The sequence below is a fragment of the Gramella sp. MT6 genome, from assembly GCF_019357415.1.
In the GTDB taxonomy this organism is placed as follows: Bacteria; Bacteroidota; Bacteroidia; order Flavobacteriales; family Flavobacteriaceae; genus Christiangramia.
The window spans coordinates 12942-32725 of record NZ_CP048410.1 but is presented as its reverse complement, the minus strand read 5'-3'; the positions used below and the strand labels follow the sequence as shown (position 1 = coordinate 32725).

The following is a 19784-nucleotide window of genomic DNA, read 5'->3' as shown; positions in this document are numbered from 1 at the left end:
GACTTCAGCTAAAGGGACTTCTTATTTCAAAATATTTAAAAGCAGCAAAGTTTCGAAAGTTACTTTGCTGCTTTCTTTTTTTATTCTCTACAGTTTACAGATGTCTGCCTCTAAGATCCTTATTCCTATGGATGCAGATACGCAAAGCAATCATCTTAAAGCATATGGAATTGTATATTATTCACTTGAAAATCAACTAAGCGTAAATTGGCTTCTAAATTACAGGGGAGGTTCTTTTCTTATAGCAGATTCTGAAAAATTAAGAAAAGAATGCCAGATTAGGGGAGTAGATTTCGAATTGATCAGTGATAATATGGCGGTTTCGATCCTGGAAGAGATTAGTAGTCCTTCAAAAAATATGGAATCAGTCGCTTTGGAAAAAGCACCAAAGATCGCTGTTTATAGCCCAACCGGGAATAAACCCTGGGATGATGCAGTAACCATGGCATTGACCTATGCTGAGATTCCATATCAAACGATTTACGATAAGGAGGTTTTGAATGATGCGTTGCTACTTTATGACTGGTTGCATTTACATCATGAGGATTTCACAGGGCAGTATGGAAAATTTTACAGAGCATTTAGAACGGCTCCCTGGTATATTGAAGAAAAACAGGAAGCCGAGAGGCTGGCTTCAGAATTAGGTTACTCAAAAGTTTCAGAAGAAAAGCTAGCCGTTGCTTTGAAGATCAGGGACTACGTAATAGGCGGAGGTTTTATGTTCGCGATGTGCAGCGCCACAGATAGTTTTGATATTGCTCTGGCGGCTAAAGGAGTTGATATAGTTGAAGCCATGTTTGATGGTGATCCAAGTGAACCTGGATACCAGGCGAAGATCGATTTCAACAATACCTTTGCTTTCACTAACTTCGAATTAGAGAGAAATCCCATGGTGTATGAATTCTCCAGTATCGATATGACGGCCAAAAGACAGATCCAGAAAGAGACAGATTATTTTAGTTTGATGGATTATTCGGCCAAATGGGATGTAGTACCAACTATGTTAACTCAGAACCACACCAGGCTGGTGAAAGGATTTATGGGACAAACAACAAGTTATGATCCAGATACGGTTAAACCCGGAGTTCTAATTATGGGGGAAAGTAAACTGAATGGGGAAGCACGGTATATTCACGGTGTTAAAGGGAAAGGCTTCTTTACTTTTTATGGCGGTCATGATCCTGAAGATTATCAGCATAGAGTAGGGGATCCAAAAACCGAATTGGAGCTTCATCCTAATTCCCCGGGCTACAGACTTATTTTGAATAATGTGCTGTTTCCTGCGGCCAAAAAGAAAGAGCAAAAAACATAATTCTTTATGGAATTTTTTCAAACAGAAATACACCTGAGATCTCGAAGCAGAGGCTTTCATTTAATAACAGAGGAAATTGTAAATCAATTTTCTGAAATTAAAGGAATTGATACAGGACTTTTACATATTTTCATCAAACATACTTCGGCTGGTCTGGCAATAAACGAAAATGCAGATCCCACAGTAAGAGAAGATTTTGAGAGTCATTTTGATAGAATGGTACCGGAGAATCAGCCGTATTATAAACATACCCTGGAAGGATCAGATGATATGCCAGCACATATTAAATCCTCCCTGACCGGAACATCACTTCAAATCCCTATTACCGCAGGTCAACTGAATCTTGGAACCTGGCAAGGGATATATTTATGTGAACATAGAAATAATGGAGGCTCAAGAAAGCTGTTGCTAACAGCCTATGGAGAATAGAGGCCTTTTCAGGAACATATCTAAAACAAAAAATCCCGCCATATGGCAGGATTTTTTTATAAGAGAGTGTAATCGATTTATTTTACTTTTTCTACAATTGCTTTAAAAGCCTCTGGGTTGTTCATCGCCAAATCGGCAAGAACCTTACGGTTCAATCCAATTTCACTGGCTTTAAGTTTCCCCATGAATTGAGAATAAGATAATCCTTCTTGTCTGGCTGCAGCGTTAATACGCATAATCCATAAAGAACGGAAGTTGCGTTTTTTAGCTTTACGGTCTCTGTATGCATAAAGCATAGCTTTATCAACCGCATTTTTAGCAACAGTCCAAACGTTTTTACGACGTCCAAAATAACCTTTTGCTTGCTTTAAAACTTTTTTTCTACGTGCCCTTTTGGCAACTGAGTTTACTGATCTTGGCATATTTTACATTTTTTTGTAGCAGGCGGTCGAAAATCGACACTTTTAAAATTTTTAGATTTTGCCCAACTCCATGGTTAAATAAATTAATTAAACCTCAAGAGCTTCAATTTACTTTAAACGTAATTGAAGTTTGACATTGTCCTTATCTGCATCATGTACCAAAGTACTGTGAGTTAAGGCTAGCTTACGTTTTTTAGACTTCTTTGTTAAGATGTGACTCTTAAACGCGTGCTTTCTTTTAATCTTACCTGTACCTGTTAGCTTAAAACGCTTCTTGGCACTGGATTTAGTTTTCATCTTAGGCATTACTGTCCTCTTTTATAATTAACTCTCTTATTCTCTTTATTTCGATTTCTTAGTTGGAGATAAAAACATTGTCATACGTTTTCCCTCCAACTTCGGCATTTGTTCTACTTTACCGTATTCTTCAAGATCTTGAGCAAGTCTTAAAAGCAGGATCTCTCCCTTATCTTTAAAAACTATAGAACGACCTTTAAAGAATACAAAAGCCTTAAGCTTTGCACCGTCTTTTAGAAATTTTTCAGCATTTCGTTTTTTGAATTCGTAATCGTGGTCATCTGTATTAGGACCAAATCGAATTTCTTTAACAACCACTTTACTGGCTTTGGCTTTCATGGCTTTTTCCCGTTTCTTTTGCTCGTAAAGAAACTTTTTATAGTCCATGACCTTAACCACAGGTGGTTTGGCATTTGGAGAAATTTCTACCAGATCAAGCTCTTGTTCTTGTGCAATAGCAAGGGCTTTCCTGATTGGATATACATCCATTTCCACATTATCACCAACAAGGCGTACCTCGTCTGCTTTAATTTTCTCGTTGATTCGGTGTTGTTCTTCTTTCTGTCTTCCGAATCTGTTCGGTTTTTTTCTACGTATAGCTATGGCTTGTAATTTTAATTAAACTTCAGTTTTAAAAGGCTTTAAGGTACTATTGATTTCTGAATTTATCAAATTTGCAAAGTCTTCAATTTTCATCGTACCTAAATCTCCCTCACTATGTTTACGTACAGAAATCGTACCATCATTGGCTTCCTGCTCCCCGACAATAAGCATATAAGGGAATTTATTAACTTCTGCTTCCCTGATTTTCTTGCCTATCGTCTCGCTTCTGTTGTCAACAAGGGCGCGAATTTCGTTATTTTCAAGCAAAGTTAAAACTTTTTGTGAGTATTTTTCATATTTCTCGCTGAGCGAGAGAATAATAGCTTGCTCAGGCATTAACCATAGCGGGAAATTCCCACCGGTATGTTCCAGAAGGATCGCAATAAAGCGTTCCATGCTTCCAAAAGGAGCTCGGTGGATCATTACCGGGCGATGTGACTCATTGTCACTTCCTTTATATGTCAGGTCAAAACGCTCTGGTAAATTGTAGTCAACCTGGATAGTTCCAAGTTGCCAGCTTCTTCCCAGGGCATCCTTGACCATAAAGTCAAGTTTAGGTCCGTAGAATGCTGCTTCGCCGGTTTCAATTATATAATTTAAACCTTTTTCTTCCGCTGCATTTATAATAGCGCTTTCAGCCTTTTCCCATACGTCATCAGAACCGATATATTTTTCCTTATTTTCAGGATCTCTCAGAGAAACCTGTGCTGTAAAATCTTCAAAACCTAATGAAGAGAATACATATAAGGTAAGATCAATTACTTTTTTGAATTCTTCGTCAAGTTGTTCCGGCATACAGAAGATGTGCGCATCATCCTGGGTAAAACCTCTAACACGTGTTAATCCGTGTAATTCCCCACTTTGTTCATACCTGTATACGGTACCAAATTCTGCAAATCGCTTTGGAAGATCACGGTAGCTCCATGAAGATGCATTGTACATTTCGCAATGGTGCGGACAGTTCATAGGTTTTAGCATAAATTCCTCTCCTTCGTTGGGAGTAGTGATAGGCTGAAAACTGTCTTCACCATATTTTGCATAATGGCCTGAAGTAACATATAGTTCTTTACTACCAATATGTGGGCTCACTACCATTTCGTATCCCGCTTTCTTTTGGGCCTTCTTCAGGAAGTTCTCCAGTCTTTCTCTTAAAGCTGCTCCTTTAGGTAACCATAATGGAAGTCCCTGACCTACTTTTTGAGAGAAAGTAAATAGTTCCAGTTCTTTCCCAAGTTTTCTGTGGTCTCTTTTCTTTGCTTCCTCTAAAAGCTCCAGATATTCTTTTAATTCCTTTTGCTTCGGAAATGAAATACCGTAAACCCTTGTAAGCTGCGGATTTTTCTCATCACCTCTCCAGTATGCGCCGGCAACACTCATTAATTTAACTGCCTTAATAATTCCGGTGTTCGGAATATGGCCTCCTCGGCAAAGGTCGGTAAAAGTATCATGGTCGCAGAAGGTGATATCTCCATCCTGAAGATTTTCAATTAACTCTACTTTGAACTGGTTGTTCTCTCCTTTATAAAAATCAAGAGCTTCCTGCTTGGAAACTTCTCTCATTTGGAAATCATGTTTTCCACGAGCGATCTCCAGCATTCTATCTTCAATTTTTTTGAAGTCATTTTCAGAGATCTTTTGATCGCCGAAATCTATATCATAATAAAAGCCTCTTTCAATAGCTGGTCCTATGGTAAGTTTAGCACCGGGATAAAGATCCTGGATCGCCTGGGCCATAACGTGAGAAGTAGAATGCCAGAAAGCTTTCTTTCCTTCTTCGTTGCTCCAGGTGAATAAAACAAGATTGCCATCGGTATTTAATGGTGTGGAAACTTCCACCGTTTCATCATTGAATTTAGCCGAAATTACATTTCTGGCTAAGCCTTCACTAATACTTTTGGCCACCTCCATGGGAGTGGTGCCTTTTTCAAACTCTTTAATACTTCCGTCTGGCAGAGTAATCTTGATCATTATATTCATTTTTTGCGAAGCCACAAAGATAAGGTGTTGGATTTGGTTGCACAATACATATATGTATATAGGTGACTTTATTATTATATAAAAATATATAGTAGTTCATTTTTTGAAGTCATGTGGCTTACTGAAATAGAATTTTAATTTTTATTCTCTTTGAATTAATTGATGAGCAGCGGGTTAGAGGTTGAGTGTTGTTTTTCCTTAAAAAAACTTAAAATAATGTTTGGTTAGAAGAAATAAGTTGGTGTATATTTGCAGCCGCTTTGGGAGCAAGGCGTAAGTTCACTGAAAGTACTGATGATAGGGGATAGCGAGTAGATCGGCCTTCAAAAATTAAATAAAAAAGATTGTTTTTTATTTGGTTGGAGAAGAAAAGTCGTTCTATATTTGCAGCCGCTTTAAAAACGAAGCGATCGTTCATTAAGAGTACGTGGTATAAGGGATAGGCAGAAGAGGCTCCTTAAAAATTCGGATAAAAAAAGTTCATTTTTATTTGGTTGGAGAAGAAAAGTCGTTTTATATTTGCACCCGCTTTGAGAGTAAGCGATGTTCCTAGAGGTTGTAAAGAAGGTATCGAATTGATGCTGAAAGCTTTAAAAGAAACTAAAAATTTTATTAAAAAAGTTTTGGTGGATAAAGAAAAAGCGTTGTATATTTGCACCCGCTTTGAGACAGAGCAAGCGTTCACCAAAACAGACTGAAGTTAAGAGAAATCGCCGGATGGGGCGAGATTGAGAGGTTCGAATCCTTGGGTTTTAACAAGAGAAGATCGGGAAACTGGTCGAGTTCATTGAAATATTGAATTGACAAGGATTTTATTTAGCGATAGATAAAATCAAGTGTATAAGAATTAAGACTAGAAAAAGTCATACTGAGCAATTTCTTTAGTAGTTGTTGAATATATTTAAGATTTAACGATGAAGAGTTTGATCCTGGCTCAGGATGAACGCTAGCGGCAGGCCTAACACATGCAAGTCGAACGGTAACAGGGATTAGCTTGCTAATCCGCTGACGAGTGGCGCACGGGTGCGTAACGCGTATACAATCTGCCTTTAAGCGGGGAATAGCCCATGGAAACGTGGATTAATACCCCATAGTATATAGACACCTCCTGGTGATTATATTAAACATTTATGGCTTAAAGATGAGTATGCGTCCTATTAGTTAGTTGGTAAGGTAACGGCTTACCAAGACCGCGATAGGTAGGGGTCCTGAGAGGGAGATCCCCCCACACTGGTACTGAGACACGGACCAGACTCCTACGGGAGGCAGCAGTGAGGAATATTGGACAATGGAGGCAACTCTGATCCAGCCATGCCGCGTGCAGGAAGACGGCCCTATGGGTTGTAAACTGCTTTTATACGGGAAGAACCACATCTACGTGTAGATGCTTGACGGTACCGTATGAATAAGGACCGGCTAACTCCGTGCCAGCAGCCGCGGTAATACGGAGGGTCCAAGCGTTATCCGGAATCATTGGGTTTAAAGGGTCCGTAGGCGGAATAATAAGTCAGTGGTGAAAGTCTGCAGCTTAACTGTAGAATTGCCATTGATACTGTTGTTCTTGAATTATTATGAAGTGGTTGGAATGAGTAGTGTAGCGGTGAAATGCATAGATATTACTCAGAACACCTATTGCGAAGGCAGATCACTAATAATATATTGACGCTGAGGGACGAAAGCGTAGGTAGCGAACAGGATTAGATACCCTGGTAGTCTACGCCGTAAACGATGGTTACTAGCTGTCCGGCCTAATTGAGGGCTGGGTGGTTAAGCGAAAGTGATAAGTAACCCACCTGGGAGTACGTTCGCAAGAATGAAACTCAAAGGAATTGACGGGGGCCCGCACAAGCGGTGGAGCATGTGGTTTAATTCGATGATACGCGAGGAACCTTACCAGGGCTTAAATGCAGTCTGACAGGTCTGGAAACAGACCCTTCTTCGGACAGATTGCAAGGTGCTGCATGGTTGTCGTCAGCTCGTGCCGTGAGGTGTCAGGTTAAGTCCTATAACGAGCGCAACCCCTGTGGTTAGTTGCCAGCACGTAATGGTGGGAACTCTAGCCAGACTGCCGGTGCAAACCGCGAGGAAGGTGGGGATGACGTCAAATCATCACGGCCCTTACGTCCTGGGCCACACACGTGCTACAATGGTAGGGACAGAGGGCAGCTACCCCGCGAGGGGATGCGAATCTTCAAACCCTATCACAGTTCGGATCGCAGTCTGCAACTCGACTGCGTGAAGCTGGAATCGCTAGTAATCGCATATCAGCCATGATGCGGTGAATACGTTCCCGGGCCTTGTACACACCGCCCGTCAAGCCATGGAAGCCGGGGGTACCTGAAGTCCGTCACCGTAAGGAGCGGCCTAGGGTAAAACTGGTAACTGGGGCTAAGTCGTAACAAGGTAGCCGTACCGGAAGGTGCGGCTGGAACACCTCCTTTCTAGAGCTTTGTCACCTAGTGACAAGCGACAATTACGAAAGGGAAGTTCAGAGGCCAATTTGGTCTTGATTCTTATCGTCAATTCGATTATATATAGATGTGAGATCTTAAGATATAAGATGTTAGATTGTCTAACGCCTAAAGTCTGAAGACTGGTGTCTATTTATGGACAGTCTCATAGCTCAGCTGGTTAGAGCGCTACACTGATAATGTAGAGGTCGGCAGTTCGAGTCTGCCTGAGACTACTTTTTAATTAAAGTAAGCCATCAGGTTTATGAAGTTCATTGATTGAAATACTGAAGGAAATTCTAGAAGCTAAGGAATTCTAATTCTAAATTCTGAATTCTAAATTCTGAATTCATTATGGGGGATTAGCTCAGCTGGCTAGAGCGCCTGCCTTGCACGCAGGAGGTCATCGGTTCGACTCGATATTCTCCACGATTCCTTGAGGTATAATGGGTATAGTTTTTACAAACAACCAGGAAACATACGTTTTTAGTTTGTAGGATCATCGAAGTTATATCGCTAGATAAGGAAAAAGTTCATTGACATATTGAGAAACAAAGAATACGAGAACACTATTAGATAGAAATATTTAATATAAGTAATACATTATAATACTTCTAACTTGAGCAATCAAGTTAGATTAGAGCATTAAGCAAAGCGCATACAAGCTAGATAAGGGCGTATGGGGAATGCCTAGGCTCTCAGAGGCGATGAAGGACGTGATAAGCTGCGAAAAGTCGTGGGGATTGGCACATACAAATTGATCGCGAATATCCGAATGGGGCAACCCGGCATATTGAAGATATGTCATCCGCAAGGAAGCGAACCCGGAGAACTGAAACATCTAAGTACCCGGAGGAAGAGAAAACAATAGTGATTGCGCTAGTAGCGGCGAGCGAACGCGCAGTAGCCCAACCAATGAGTTTACGGACTTATTGGGGTTGTAGGACCACGATATTGTTTGTACAAGGAATTAGAACAGGTTGGAAAGCCTGGCCATAGACGGTGACAGCCCGGTATAAGCAACTTCGTATAAAACATAGTGGTATCCTGAGTAGTGCGGGGCACGTGAAACCCTGTATGAATCCGGCGGGACCATCCGCCAAGGCTAAATACTCCTGAGAGACCGATAGTGAACCAGTACCGTGAGGGAAAGGTGAAAAGAACCCTGAACAAGGGAGTGAAATAGATCCTGAAACCATACGCTTACAAGCGGTCGGAGCCCCTTCGTGGGGTGACGGCGTGCCTTTTGCATAATGAGCCTACGAGTTACCGTTGCCAGCAAGGTTAAGCAGTTCAGCTGTGGAGCCGTAGCGAAAGCGAGTCTGAATAGGGCGTTTTAGTTGGTAGTGGTAGACGCGAAACCGTGTGATCTACCCTTGGGCAGGTTGAAGCTGTGGTAACACATAGTGGAGGACCGAACCCGTTGACGTTGAAAAGTCTTGGGATGACCTGAGGGTAGGGGTGAAAGGCCAATCAAACTCGGAAATAGCTCGTACTCCCCGAAATGCATTTAGGTGCAGCGATATAGTTAGTTTTATAGAGGTAGAGCTACTGATTGGATGCGGGGGCTTCACCGCCTACCAATTCCTGACAAACTCCGAATGCTATAAAATGATGCATATCAGTGAGGGCATGGGTGCTAAGGTCCATGTCCGAGAGGGAAAGAACCCAGACCATCAGCTAAGGTCCCCAAATGTATGTTAAGTTGAAAAAACGCGGTTGAACTGCCCAGACAGCTAGGATGTTGGCTTGGAAGCAGCCATTCATTTAAAGAGTGCGTAACAGCTCACTAGTCGAGCGGTTCGGCATGGATAATAATCGGGCATAAACATACTACCGAAGCTATGGACTATAGTTTACTATAGTGGTAGGGGAGCATTGTAACAGAGATGAAGGTGAGTCGCGAGGCTTTGGATCGGTTACAAAAGAAAATGTAGGCATAAGTAACGATAATGCAGGCGAGAAACCTGCACACCGAAAGACTAAGGTTTCCCCAGCTATGCTAATCAGCTGGGGGTTAGTCGGGACCTAAGGCGAACCCGAAAGGGGTAGTCGATGGACAAGCAGTTAATATTCTGCTACTTGCCCCACGTTAAAGCGGACGGAGGCGTAAATTTGGTGCGTACTGACGGAATAGTACGTTGAAGGGAGTGGTAACACCCCGATAGTACACAAAAGCTACGGCCGGAGTGATAATCCAGAGGAGCGACTTCCAAGAAAAGCGAGTGGAGGCAACCCGTACCCTAAACCGACACAGGTAGTTGGGATGAGAATTCTAAGGTGCTCGAGAGATTCATGGCTAAGGAACTAGGCAAAATTGGCCCGTAACTTCGGGAGAAGGGTCGCCCCCTTATGGGGGCCGCAGTGAAAAGATCCAGGCGACTGTTTATCAAAAACACAGGGCTCTGCTAAATCGAAAGATGACGTATAGGGCCTGACACCTGCCCGGTGCTGGAAGGTTAAGGGGAGATGTTAGCTTCGGCGAAGCATTGAACTGAAGCCCCAGTAAACGGCGGCCGTAACTATAACGGTCCTAAGGTAGCGAAATTCCTTGTCGGGTAAGTTCCGACCTGCACGAATGGTGCAACGATCGGATACTGTCTCAGCCATGAGCTCGGTGAAATTGTAGTATCGGTGAAGATGCCGATTACCCGCTGTGGGACGAAAAGACCCCGTGCACCTTTACTATAGCTTAGTATTGACTTTGAACAAGTGATGTGTAGGATAGGTAGGAGACTTTGAAGCGGTATCGCCAGGTATCGTGGAGTCGTTGTTGAAATACTACCCTTTACTTGTTTAGAGCCTAACTTCCAATGGAAGGACAGTGCTTGGTGGGTAGTTTGACTGGGGTGGTCGCCTCCAAAAGAGTAACGGAGGCTTCTAAAGGTTCCCTCAGCACGCTTGGTAACCGTGCGTAGAGTGCAATGGCAAAGGGAGCTTGACTGAGAGACATACAGGTCGATCAGGTACGAAAGTAGAGCATAGTGATCCGGTGACACCGCATGGAAGGGTCATCGCTCAAAGGATAAAAGGTACGCCGGGGATAACAGGCTCGATCTCCCCAAGAGCTCACATCGACGGGGGGGTTTGGCACCTCGATGTCGGCTCGTCACATCCTGGGGCTGGAGAAGGTCCCAAGGGTTGGGCTGTTCGCCCATTAAAGTGGCACGCGAGCTGGGTTCAGAACGTCGTGAGACAGTTCGGTCTCTATCTACAGTGGGCGTTAGAAATTTGAGTGGACCTGATCCTAGTACGAGAGGACCGGATTGGACGAACCTCTGGTGTATCTGTTGTTCCGCCAGGAGCACTGCAGAGTAGCTACGTTCGGAAGGGATAAGCGCTGAAAGCATATAAGCGCGAAACCCACCACAAGATGAGATTTCTTTAAAGGACCGTGGGAGACTACCACGTTGATAGGCTACAGGTGTAAAGGCAGTAATGTCATAGCCGAGTAGTACTAATAATCCGTAAAGCTTGATGCGCGATGGCTCTGAGGCCGCAAAACCTCAGAGCCGCCAAATGCTTACCATTATAAGTGTATCACATGAGTTCTTCGTTAATTTTTTGTTTCTTAAGTATGTCAACGATATTAGTGTCTAGATGACACAGTTTTAAGCTCGAGGCTTATAACTTACCTTTTAAGGTGGCTATAGCAACGGGGCTCACCTCTTCCCATCCCGAACAGAGTAGTTAAGCCCGTTAGCGCAGATGGTACTGCTTTTTTGTGGGAGAGTATGTCGCCGCCTTCTTCTTGAAAACCCCTTCAGATCTCTGAAGGGGTTTTTTTATGCCCAAAAATGAAAAGTTCTACGCAACCTATTTCAATTTTTACATCTATAGGATATAAGAACTAATCTATTGATGTTATGAAATCTCAATTTCTCCTATTACTTAGTATTTTAATCCTGTCTTCATGTTCCGGTAATTCTGATGAATTAGAAATTCAGGATCTTTCCGTTGATAAATTTCCACAGAAGTGGAGTTTATATAAAATGACAGGAAGTATTCAAGGATCGGAAAGTACCGGGGATGATATGGAGTACCAGGAGTTCTATATTTTTAATGCTGACAATACCTTTATAAAGTCCAGGAGTACCGATGTTGATGTAATTACCTCAACAGGTTCTTACGTATTGCAAACCAATGATGATGGAGTAGCTTTTTTATTGAAATTTCCAGAAGAGAGTAGCCTCATTGGTAACTGCAGTGGCAATAATGAAGAGTATCTATATTTAGATGCAGCTAAAACTACTATGCTAAGCAGCTGGTGGAGTTGTGACGGACCCGGTCTTTTTTATGAGCATGTTACTTTGGACTAATAGCGCTAAGCTCTCATATAGATGTTCTTAATCGAACATAGCCTTCATTATGGTCATAATTCCCTTGAACATAAGAAAGATGGAGCCTATCGTAGCTAATATCCCCACGATCAAGACGGGAATATACCAAGGATGGCCCTGATTATTAAAAGCATTGTATAGAATTGAAGGGCCTATAAAAGCTAAAGGTAAGGCTCCTGCCAGAAATTTTAATCCTTTAAAAAGTACTTCTTTATTGGTATGTTTCATTATTCTACGCTATAAAATGTTGAATCGGCTTCAGATAATCTAAAATAACCAAAAGGATAATTTTCTTTATTGGTCTCGTTAATGATATTACCCTTTACCGTTGCCGGCATAGTTTCAAAAGGACCGCCATCGCTGGATCCTACCTGAGATCTCAGTATAAAAAGATATTCATAATATCTTTTTGAAATTCCCTGGATCTCGATCCCAATCACGTCATTCGTTTCAATATCTTCATTCGAGAAATATCCAAAGATCTGGTTGCCATTGGTGAATTCATCTTCATAGAATTCCAGGTTTACACCATCATTTCTGAATTTAAATAAATAATAATTTTCCTCCTCTACAGGATCTGTATAATATGCTTTGATTTCGATATCCTCACCTGAGAATCCGCCAGATTCGGTTTGTTCGACATAATCTATTGGCGAAACCGGAATCAATGTTTCTGAAGCACGGTATAGTTGCCCTTCATAGTTAATTTCCAATTCATAGGATTGATTTAATTCCGGCTGAAATTCTGTGTTTACATAATATCCTTCTCCTTCATTGGTGAATTCAAATTCATCACCATTTTCAGAAATTATAAAGACCGATGCATTTTCAACCGGAGTAAGCTCTTCTTCATAAAAAGGAGATGTTTCTGAAAGTTCTATGCTTTGCTGATTTCCTGAAGTGCCTTTATACCAGACTATCGAAGCTTCAATAACCAATCTTGGTTCGCTTTCTTCAAGATCTACCTCTACTACTTCTTCACAAGAAGCAAAGAAGAGAAGTAGGAAAACCGGAATATATTGAATATACTTTTTCATTTAGAACTTAAAATTATAGGTTATCGAAGGTATTATTCCGAAAAGGGATAATCTTACCGCTTCATTTACCCCTGTATCTGAATTTTCCCTGAAACTAATAGAATAGGCATTTTGCCGGTTATACACATTATAAAGTCCGAAAGTCCAGAAAGACTCGATCTTTTTATCTTTTTTTATCCCAGGCTCGTAGGTTGCCGAAAGGTCAAGACGATGATAAGATGGCAACCTATCACCATTTCTTTCGCCGTAAACAGGAATGGTGATACCTTCATATTCATATTGTGCATTTGGATACGTCGTCGCCAGGCCGGTTTGGAAAATGAAATTCGCATTGAATTGCCATTTTTTATTAAGCTCATAACTACTAGTAATACTTAGATCGTGGGTTTTATCATAATTGGTATTATACCAATTCCCATTATTAATTCCCGGTTCGATTGGTGTTCTTCCAGGTGTGCGCTGCGCAGACCTGGAAAGTGTGTAAGCAAGCCAACCGGTTAGTCTTCCGGTATTTTTCCTTAATAGGAGTTCCATACCATAAGCTCTTGATTCACCATTAAGAACAACTCTTTCAATGGCATTATTAGCGATCAGGTTGGCTCCATCTATATAATCTATCCGGTTATCTATATCCTTATAAAAACCTTCTACCTCAAGCGAGTACTCATTTTCTTTAAAATTCCTGAAATATCCCACCGCATATTGATCCAGAACCTGTGGTTTAATAAATGATCCACTGGGAGCCCACACATCTAATGGAGTAGGGGAACTTGTGTTCGAAATAAGGTGCAGGTACTGAGCCATTCTGTTATAACTGGCCTTGATAGATTGATTATCATTAAGAGTATAAGCCAGGGCGATACGAGGTTCAAAATTATTGTATCCCTTTAAGACTTCACTTTTTGAAGATTCAGTAGTCTCTATAATATCTGCTTCTCTGTAAATATCCCTTTCGGCGTCATATTCAACGGGATTATTATTTTCATAAACATTTATTTCATCCTGTCCTAATCTCAGGAATGTACTTAGACGCAATCCATATTCTGCAGAGAAATTCTCACTCAATCGATGCTCTGCCGAAAGATAAACCGCATTTTCAAAAGCATACTTATTCGTTAGTTTGAAATAATTGATACCTGAATCTTCATCGATAGGTTTGATCTCTCCTGGATTGAATTCATAGTAAGTATTCTGCATACCGTATTTCAGCTGCAGGTTATCATTGATATAATGGTTGAAGTCGTATTTAATATTTAGGTTCTTAATACCGCTATCCCAGTTGAAACCTACAAAATTCAAATTCAGGCCGTAATAGTAATCACTATAAATTACTGATAGGTTGGTGAAAATATTGTCTGAGAAAATATGATTCCATCTCAGGTTTAGAACGGCATTTCCGTAGGTGTTCTCAAAATTCTGGCTGATGTTGAAAACATCTCTTCCAAAGTATCCAGATAAAAGAAGTTTGTTCCTGTCATCCAGGTTATAGCTTAGTTTAGTATTGAGATCATAGAAATAGGCAGAGTTCTCGTTATCGGTTAATTTCAGGAATAAATGGGCGTAAGAACTACGTCCACCAATAAGAAATGAACCTTTATTTTTTACGATGGGACCTTCAGCAAGTAAGCGGCTGGAAATTGCACCAATTCCACCCTGCATTTTAAATTCCTTACTATTCCCGTCACGCTGATAAATATCCAGGACAGATGATACTCTTCCGCCGTATTTCGCAGGAATACCTCCTTTATATAATTTAAGGTCTTTGATAGCATCGGGATTAAATACGGAAAACAGACCGAAAAGATGCGAAGAGTTATAGATCGTAGCTTCATCCAAAAGAATAAGATTCTGATCTACCGCGCCTCCCCGCACATTGAAACCAGAAGATCCTTCCCCGGCGTTAGAAACACCCGGAAGTAATAAAAGGGATTTTACAACATCTACTTCACCAAAAACAACAGGTAATTTCTGAATGGTACCAATGGAGAGTTTATTCACACTCATCTCTGGCTTCCTTATGTTCAAACCTTCTATATCGCTGGTGATGATAACTTCGTCAAGATTTTCTGAGGCTTCGATTAATTGAAAATCTACTTTTTTATCTGAATCCAGGTCTATGGTTTTCTGTACACTTTGGTAGCCCAGGTATGAAATTTCAATTTCATATGTACCTTGTGGCAATTTTATGGAGTAAAATCCATAATCGTTCGTGACCACTCCCGTGTTGGCCTCGGGTACTAAAAGATTTACACCAATTAGGGTTTCATTGCTGGAAGCGTCAGTAATCACACCATTTAAAGTATATAATTGCTGAGCGAATACGGAACCATTACATATAAGAAATGTAAGTAATAGGGCTAAATAGCGGAACTTCAATTTTTTATTTCAAAAATAGAATTAAGTATTCTAATAAAAAAGTTTAAACCTCACTAAGCTGAAGCCGTTGCTTTTCCTTTTTCGAAAAGCGGAATAATAGTAGGAAGCTTATAAATAGGCAGCTTAAAAGTATGACCGCAAGCGGAACTGAACTTGAGGTGTGAAATAAACTTATGAGGAAGGAAGTGAAAGCACCCAGGATCATTTTGAGACTACCGATCAATGCCGACGCTCGCCCTGCTTTCTTTTCAAAAGGTTCTAAAGATAAAGCCGTAGTGTTCGGATTTTGAAAGCCTAACAGGAACAACATTAAAAACAAAAGTGTTGCAGTTGCAAGGAAGCCCAATTCCAATAAAGAATTCAATAGAAAAAGTGAGGATAGAACTACGAGGACCACGCTATTGAATAATGTGATCTGGAGTGTTGTAAATTTCCTTAGAAAAAGCCGGTTAACCTGACTTCCCAAGATCAAACCACCCGCGTTGAGCCCGAATAAAAGACCGAATTCCTTTTGGGAAAGGTCAAAATTGCCCATAAAAAGTTTAGGTGCATCAGAGATATAAGCGAACATGGCACCTATCGCAAAGCTACCGGCCAAAGCAAAGCTCCAGAATTTTGAGTGAGTTAGAATTCCGAAATATTTTATGGCTACCTGTTTAGGCTTTAGATCAACCATTTTATCTGGTACAATACTTTCCGGTAAAAACCTGGTGACACTTATTATCATTAAAAGGCAAAATGCGGCCAGAAATGCAAAGATCATCTCCCATCCAAAGAAGTCGATAATAAAACTTCCCACGGTAGGAGCGATTATAGGTGCGCCACCCATAATTAACATTAATACAGAGATGGCTCCGGCAACTTCATGTACAGGAAAAATATCTCTAACAATAGCTTTTGCTGCCACCATTCCCGCTGCAGCCCCTACGGCCAAAAAGAACCGGGACACGATCAACCACTCAAGGTTAGGAGAATACATGCAACTTAATGCCGATAAAAAGTAGATGGCTAAACCTATCAATAACGGTTTTTTTCTTCCGAATTTATCCATTATCGGCCCGTAAGCGAGCTGTCCTAAAGATATACCAATAAAATAACTGGTAAGCGTAAGGCCTATCCGGCTGATGGACGTATTGAAATCTTTGGCTATACTATCAAATCCAGGTAGGTATGCATCAATAGAAAATGGACCAAGAGCAATTAGAGTCCCCAGAACCAGTAGAATAATATATTCCTGTTTTTTATTTCTTTCTGCAGAATTTGGAAGCATTTTGCAAATTTCAGGAAAGCGCCTTTTATGTTCTAATTTCCGGCAGTGTTTAACGAAAGATTAAACTATTTCGATTTAGTTTCAGCGGGCTTATCAAAATTTAAAGTCGGACATTTGCATAGAACAATTCTGTGAACTCTCGAAGTGGAGGCGGAATCATCAAATTTGAAAAATTATTATGTCGTTCAAAAAATTAAATCCACCACTAAAGGAAGCTATTGAACGTTTAGGGTTTGAAAACCCTACTGCATTTCAGAAAAATATCTTACCTAAAATTAAAAGTGGAGCAGATCTTTACTGTTTAGCTCCTGAAGGTAGCGGAAAGACAACTGCGATGATCATAAGTGTGATCCAGAAGTTGAATTCTGAAGCATTTGAGGATTCGCCCAGAGCACTTATTTATGTGAAGGATAAAGAATCTGCTTTAGAACTTGAACAAAAATTTAAAGAATTCACGAGGGAAATGGACCTGCGTATTTATTGCGCTTATGAAGAGCAAAATATCGATGATCAAAAGGACGATATCTACTACGGAGTAGATATTGTAATTGCTACCCCAAGGAGGTTGGGGAAATTATTCTCCATGACCGGTATTCATTTAGGTCAATTGCAACTTTTTATTCTTGAGGATGCTGAATTCCTTTCTAAACCTGGAAATATAGATGAAATTGTAAGAATACCTATGAGTATCAGTAAATGTCAGTATCTGGTTTTTGCTGAAAAAATGGAACCCAAGATGGAAAGATTAAAGGATACCTTCATGGAACGCGCCCGGATAGTAAAAATGTCTAAATAATAAAAAAGCCTCCGTTTTAGTGGAGGCTTTTTTTACTTAATATGAATTCGATTAGGCGTCGGTAGCCAGGATCTCATTTAATTTTGCACTAGGACGCATAGCTTTTTTGGTTAGCTCTTCGTCTGGTTCGTAATATCCTCCGATATCTACCGGTGATCCCTGAGCATCCAGAAGATCCTGAAGGATTTTTTCCTGATTATCTTCCATCATCTTCGCGATTCTTCCAAAATAGATATTCAGGTCTTTATTACTTGTTTGAGTAGAAAGTGCTTCAGCCCAATATAATGCAAGGTAGAAGTGACTTCCGCGATTATCAAGTTCATTAACTTTTCTTGATGGAGACCTACCTTCGTTAAGGAATCTTTCAGTAGCCTCATCTAAAGCTTCAGAAAGAGTTAGAGCTTTCGAGTTGTCATATTTATTACCTAAATGTTCCAGAGAAACGGCCAAAGCAAGGAATTCTCCAAGAGAGTCCCATCTTAAGTGACCTTCCTCTAAAAATTGCTGCACGTGTTTTGGAGCAGAACCACCAGCACCAGTTTCAAATAATCCACCGCCATTCATCAAAGGTACAATAGAAAGCATTTTTGCACTTGTACCTAATTCCAGAATAGGGAAGAGGTCTGTAAGGTAATCTCTAAGCACATTTCCGGTTACCGAAATAGTGTCTTTACCTGCTTTTACTCTTTCCAGGGTATAATTAGTAGCTTCTACAGGAGCCATGATCTTGATCTCTAAACCTTCAGTATCATGCTCTGGTAAATATTTATTTACCTTCTTGATCAATTCCGCATCATGAGCTCTATTTTTATCCAGCCAGAATACTGCCGGCATCTTAGTAGCTCGTGCTCTTGAAATGGCTAGTTTGATCCAATCCTGGATTGGTGCGTCTTTTACCTGGCACATTCTCCAGATATCTCCTTTTTCTACTGTATGCTCAAGAACGGTTTCTCCTTTAGAATTGATCACTTTTACTTTTCCGTTAGCGGGAATCTCAAAAGTCTTATCATGAGAACCATATTCCTCAGCTTTTTGAGCCATTAAACCTACGTTTGGAACAGTACCCATAGTAGTTGGATCAAAGGCACCGTGTTTCTTACAGAAGTCAATAGTTGCCTGATATAATCCTGCATAGCTGCTGTCTGGAATTACCGCCTTGGTATCTTGGGTTTTTCCTTCAGCATTCCACATCTGTCCAGAAGTTCTAATCATTGCCGGCATAGATGCATCAATGATAATATCACTTGGGACATGTAAATTGGTTATACCTTTATCTGAATTTACCATCGCGATATCTGGTCCTTCTTCAAGGTCCTTTTCGATCGCTGCTTTGATCTCTTGTTTTTTATCTGAAGGCAGGCTATCTATAGCATTTAAGACATCTCCAAGACCGGAGTTTGGATCTGCGCCTGCTTTTTCAAGTTCTGCACCATATTTTTCAAATACATCTTCAAAGAAAACCTCTACCGCATGCCCAAAAATGATAGGGTCTGAAACCTTCATCATGGTGGCTTTCATATGAAGAGAGAAAAGAACATCTTTCTCTTTTGCGTCCTTCACTTCTTTGCGAAGGAAGTCCAGAAGGGCTTTTTTGCTCATTACCGTAGCATCTACCACTTCTCCTTTTAATACTTTAAGATTGTCTTTTAAAGTCTTTTTATCGCCGCTTTCTGAAATGAATTCTATTTTAAGAGTATCATCATCTGCAAGCGTAATGGATTTTTCATTAGACCTGAAATCTCCTTCGCTCATAGTAGCGACGTGAGTTTTAGAGTCCTTGCTCCATTCACCCATTGAGTGAGGATTTTTCTTTGCGAAATTCTTAACTGCTTTTGGAGCGCGTCTGTCTGAATTCCCTTCTCTAAGAACAGGATTTACAGCACTACCTTTTACTTTATCATAGCGTGCCTGTATTTCTTTTTCTTTATCGTTAGAAGGCTCGTCCGGGTAATCTGGAATGGCAAAGCCTTTAGATTGTAATTCTGCGATCGCATTTTTCAGCTGAGGAATAGAAGCACTGATATTTGGTAATTTAATGATGTTAGCTTCTGGCTTTTTTGCCAATTCTCCTAATTCAGCAAGATCATCTGAAACTTTCTGATCTTCATTTAGATAATCTGGAAACTGAGAAAGGATTCTACCAGCTAATGAAATATCACGGGTTTCTAAACTTACCCCTGCAGCTTTTGTGAAAGCCTCTATAATTGGCAAGAACGAATAAGTTGCCAGCATTGGAGCTTCATCAGTTTTAGTATAAATTATTTTTTCTTTCTGCGACATTTTATATGTTTTTGGTTGAAATATATTCAAAGAAAACCCCGGGAAAAAGCCAGGGTATTATCGTACGCGCAATATACAGTATTTAGGTCTTATATCCTAAGTTTAAAGGGGTTCTCACCTGTTAAGAAATCATAAATAATGCAATAAAAAAGCCATTTCATCTTAATTGCTAAAATGAAATGGCTTCAAATGGAA

General features: G+C 40.5%; 14 protein-coding genes, 2 tRNA genes and 3 rRNA genes. 10 read left to right on the top strand and 9 right to left on the bottom strand.

The annotated features are described in order from the left end of the window. Positions 1-100: 100 nt before the first annotated feature. Both G3I01_RS00160 and G3I01_RS00155 read left to right on the top strand, forming a co-directional pair. The gene (locus G3I01_RS00160) at positions 101-1312 is read left to right on the top strand and encodes an asparagine synthetase B (RefSeq protein WP_219550008.1); all 1212 of its coding nucleotides are present in this window, start codon (positions 101-103) and stop codon (positions 1310-1312) included. A gap of 6 nt (positions 1313-1318) precedes the next feature. After that, entirely contained in the window at positions 1319-1741 is a 423-nt protein-coding gene (locus G3I01_RS00155) for a secondary thiamine-phosphate synthase enzyme YjbQ (RefSeq protein WP_219550006.1), read from the top strand. A 77-nt stretch (positions 1742-1818) separates the two neighbouring features. Here the strand turns inward: G3I01_RS00155 and rplT are convergent, their stop codons facing one another. The 4 genes from rplT to thrS form a co-directional block, all read right to left on the bottom strand. Further along, positions 1819-2163 carry a 50S ribosomal protein L20 gene (rplT, locus tag G3I01_RS00150; RefSeq protein ID WP_108170017.1) on the bottom strand — a complete coding sequence of 115 codons (345 nt, stop codon included), beginning with the start codon at positions 2161-2163 and terminating at the stop codon, positions 1819-1821. A gap of 108 nt (positions 2164-2271) precedes the next feature. Further along, positions 2272-2469 (bottom strand): 50S ribosomal protein L35, encoded by a 198-nt coding sequence (rpmI, locus tag G3I01_RS00145; RefSeq protein ID WP_011708523.1) that lies wholly within the window; start codon positions 2467-2469, stop codon positions 2272-2274. Positions 2470-2505: 36 nt separating this feature from the next. After that, positions 2506-3057: a translation initiation factor IF-3 gene (gene infC, locus G3I01_RS00140; protein WP_257710846.1), complete on the bottom strand. Its 552-nt coding sequence runs from the start codon at positions 3055-3057 to the stop codon at positions 2506-2508. A 21-nt stretch (positions 3058-3078) separates the two neighbouring features. Further along, positions 3079-5031, bottom strand: a complete 1953-nt coding sequence (gene thrS / locus G3I01_RS00135) for a threonine--tRNA ligase (protein WP_219550004.1) — start codon at positions 5029-5031, stop codon at positions 3079-3081. Between the two features lie 503 nt (positions 5032-5534). On the opposite strand from thrS, the gene G3I01_RS00130 reads away from it, so the two are divergent. The 7 genes from G3I01_RS00130 (at position 5535) to G3I01_RS00100 (ending at position 11809) form a co-directional block, all read left to right on the top strand. Beyond that, positions 5535-5738, top strand: a complete 204-nt coding sequence (locus G3I01_RS00130) for a hypothetical protein (protein ID WP_219550002.1) — start codon at positions 5535-5537, stop codon at positions 5736-5738. Positions 5739-5951: 213 nt separating this feature from the next. Beyond that, positions 5952-7481, top strand: a 16S ribosomal RNA gene (locus tag G3I01_RS00125). Between the two features lie 171 nt (positions 7482-7652). Continuing rightward, positions 7653-7726 (top strand) — tRNA-Ile (locus G3I01_RS00120). A 120-nt stretch (positions 7727-7846) separates the two neighbouring features. Further along, positions 7847-7919: transfer RNA gene (locus tag G3I01_RS00115), tRNA-Ala, on the top strand. Positions 7920-8147: 228 nt separating this feature from the next. Next, positions 8148-10972 (top strand): 23S ribosomal RNA (locus tag G3I01_RS00110). 157 nt (positions 10973-11129) lie between these two features. Next, positions 11130-11239: ribosomal RNA gene (gene rrf / locus G3I01_RS00105) — 5S ribosomal RNA — on the top strand. Together the 16S, 23S and 5S rRNA genes with 2 tRNA genes alongside form the textbook arrangement of a ribosomal RNA operon. Positions 11240-11356: 117 nt before the next feature. Next, positions 11357-11809: a hypothetical protein gene (locus G3I01_RS00100; RefSeq protein WP_219550000.1), complete on the top strand. Its 453-nt coding sequence runs from the start codon at positions 11357-11359 to the stop codon at positions 11807-11809. A gap of 27 nt (positions 11810-11836) precedes the next feature. On the opposite strand, the gene G3I01_RS00095 is transcribed toward G3I01_RS00100, so the two are convergent. The 4 genes from G3I01_RS00095 to G3I01_RS00080 are packed head-to-tail and all read right to left on the bottom strand — an operon-like array spanning position 11837 to position 16513. Beyond that, positions 11837-12058 carry a DUF6095 family protein gene (locus G3I01_RS00095; protein WP_219549998.1) on the bottom strand — a complete coding sequence of 74 codons (222 nt, stop codon included), beginning with the start codon at positions 12056-12058 and terminating at the stop codon, positions 11837-11839. Continuing rightward, entirely contained in the window at positions 12058-12867 is an 810-nt protein-coding gene (locus tag G3I01_RS00090; protein WP_219549996.1) for a DUF4249 domain-containing protein, read from the bottom strand. The genes G3I01_RS00095 and G3I01_RS00090 overlap by 1 nt, the downstream gene beginning before the upstream one ends. Then, positions 12868-15243 carry a TonB-dependent receptor gene (locus G3I01_RS00085; protein ID WP_257710665.1) on the bottom strand — a complete coding sequence of 792 codons (2376 nt, stop codon included), beginning with the start codon at positions 15241-15243 and terminating at the stop codon, positions 12868-12870. It abuts the gene before it with no gap. 43 nt (positions 15244-15286) lie between these two features. Further along, complete coding sequence (locus tag G3I01_RS00080; protein ID WP_219549994.1) at positions 15287-16513, bottom strand: multidrug effflux MFS transporter; 1227 nt, start codon at positions 16511-16513, stop codon at positions 15287-15289. A 178-nt stretch (positions 16514-16691) separates the two neighbouring features. Between G3I01_RS00080 and G3I01_RS00075 the strand changes: the two genes are divergently transcribed. Further along, the gene (locus G3I01_RS00075) at positions 16692-17309 is read left to right on the top strand and encodes a DEAD/DEAH box helicase (RefSeq protein ID WP_219549992.1); all 618 of its coding nucleotides are present in this window, start codon (positions 16692-16694) and stop codon (positions 17307-17309) included. Positions 17310-17360: 51 nt separating this feature from the next. On the opposite strand, the gene G3I01_RS00070 is transcribed toward G3I01_RS00075, so the two are convergent. Continuing rightward, positions 17361-19589 (bottom strand): NADP-dependent isocitrate dehydrogenase, encoded by a 2229-nt coding sequence (locus G3I01_RS00070; protein WP_219549990.1) that lies wholly within the window; start codon positions 19587-19589, stop codon positions 17361-17363. Positions 19590-19784 lie beyond the last annotated feature (195 nt).

Coding starts and splice junctions, on each gene's coding strand:
- G3I01_RS00075 (WP_219549992.1), top strand. CDS start 16,692: ATGTCGTTCAAAAAATTAAATCCACCACTAAAGGAAGCTATTGAACGT.
- G3I01_RS00100 (WP_219550000.1), top strand. CDS start 11,357: ATGAAATCTCAATTTCTCCTATTACTTAGTATTTTAATCCTGTCTTCA.
- thrS (WP_219550004.1), bottom strand. CDS start 5,031: ATGATCAAGATTACTCTGCCAGACGGAAGTATTAAAGAGTTTGAAAAA.
- G3I01_RS00070 (WP_219549990.1), bottom strand. CDS start 19,589: ATGTCGCAGAAAGAAAAAATAATTTATACTAAAACTGATGAAGCTCCA.
- G3I01_RS00095 (WP_219549998.1), bottom strand. CDS start 12,058: ATGAAACATACCAATAAAGAAGTACTTTTTAAAGGATTAAAATTTCTG.
- G3I01_RS00160 (WP_219550008.1), top strand. CDS start 101: ATGTCTGCCTCTAAGATCCTTATTCCTATGGATGCAGATACGCAAAGC.
- G3I01_RS00080 (WP_219549994.1), bottom strand. CDS start 16,513: ATGCTTCCAAATTCTGCAGAAAGAAATAAAAAACAGGAATATATTATT.
- rpmI (WP_011708523.1), bottom strand. CDS start 2,469: ATGCCTAAGATGAAAACTAAATCCAGTGCCAAGAAGCGTTTTAAGCTA.
- G3I01_RS00090 (WP_219549996.1), bottom strand. CDS start 12,867: ATGAAAAAGTATATTCAATATATTCCGGTTTTCCTACTTCTCTTCTTT.
- rplT (WP_108170017.1), bottom strand. CDS start 2,163: ATGCCAAGATCAGTAAACTCAGTTGCCAAAAGGGCACGTAGAAAAAAA.
- G3I01_RS00155 (WP_219550006.1), top strand. CDS start 1,319: ATGGAATTTTTTCAAACAGAAATACACCTGAGATCTCGAAGCAGAGGC.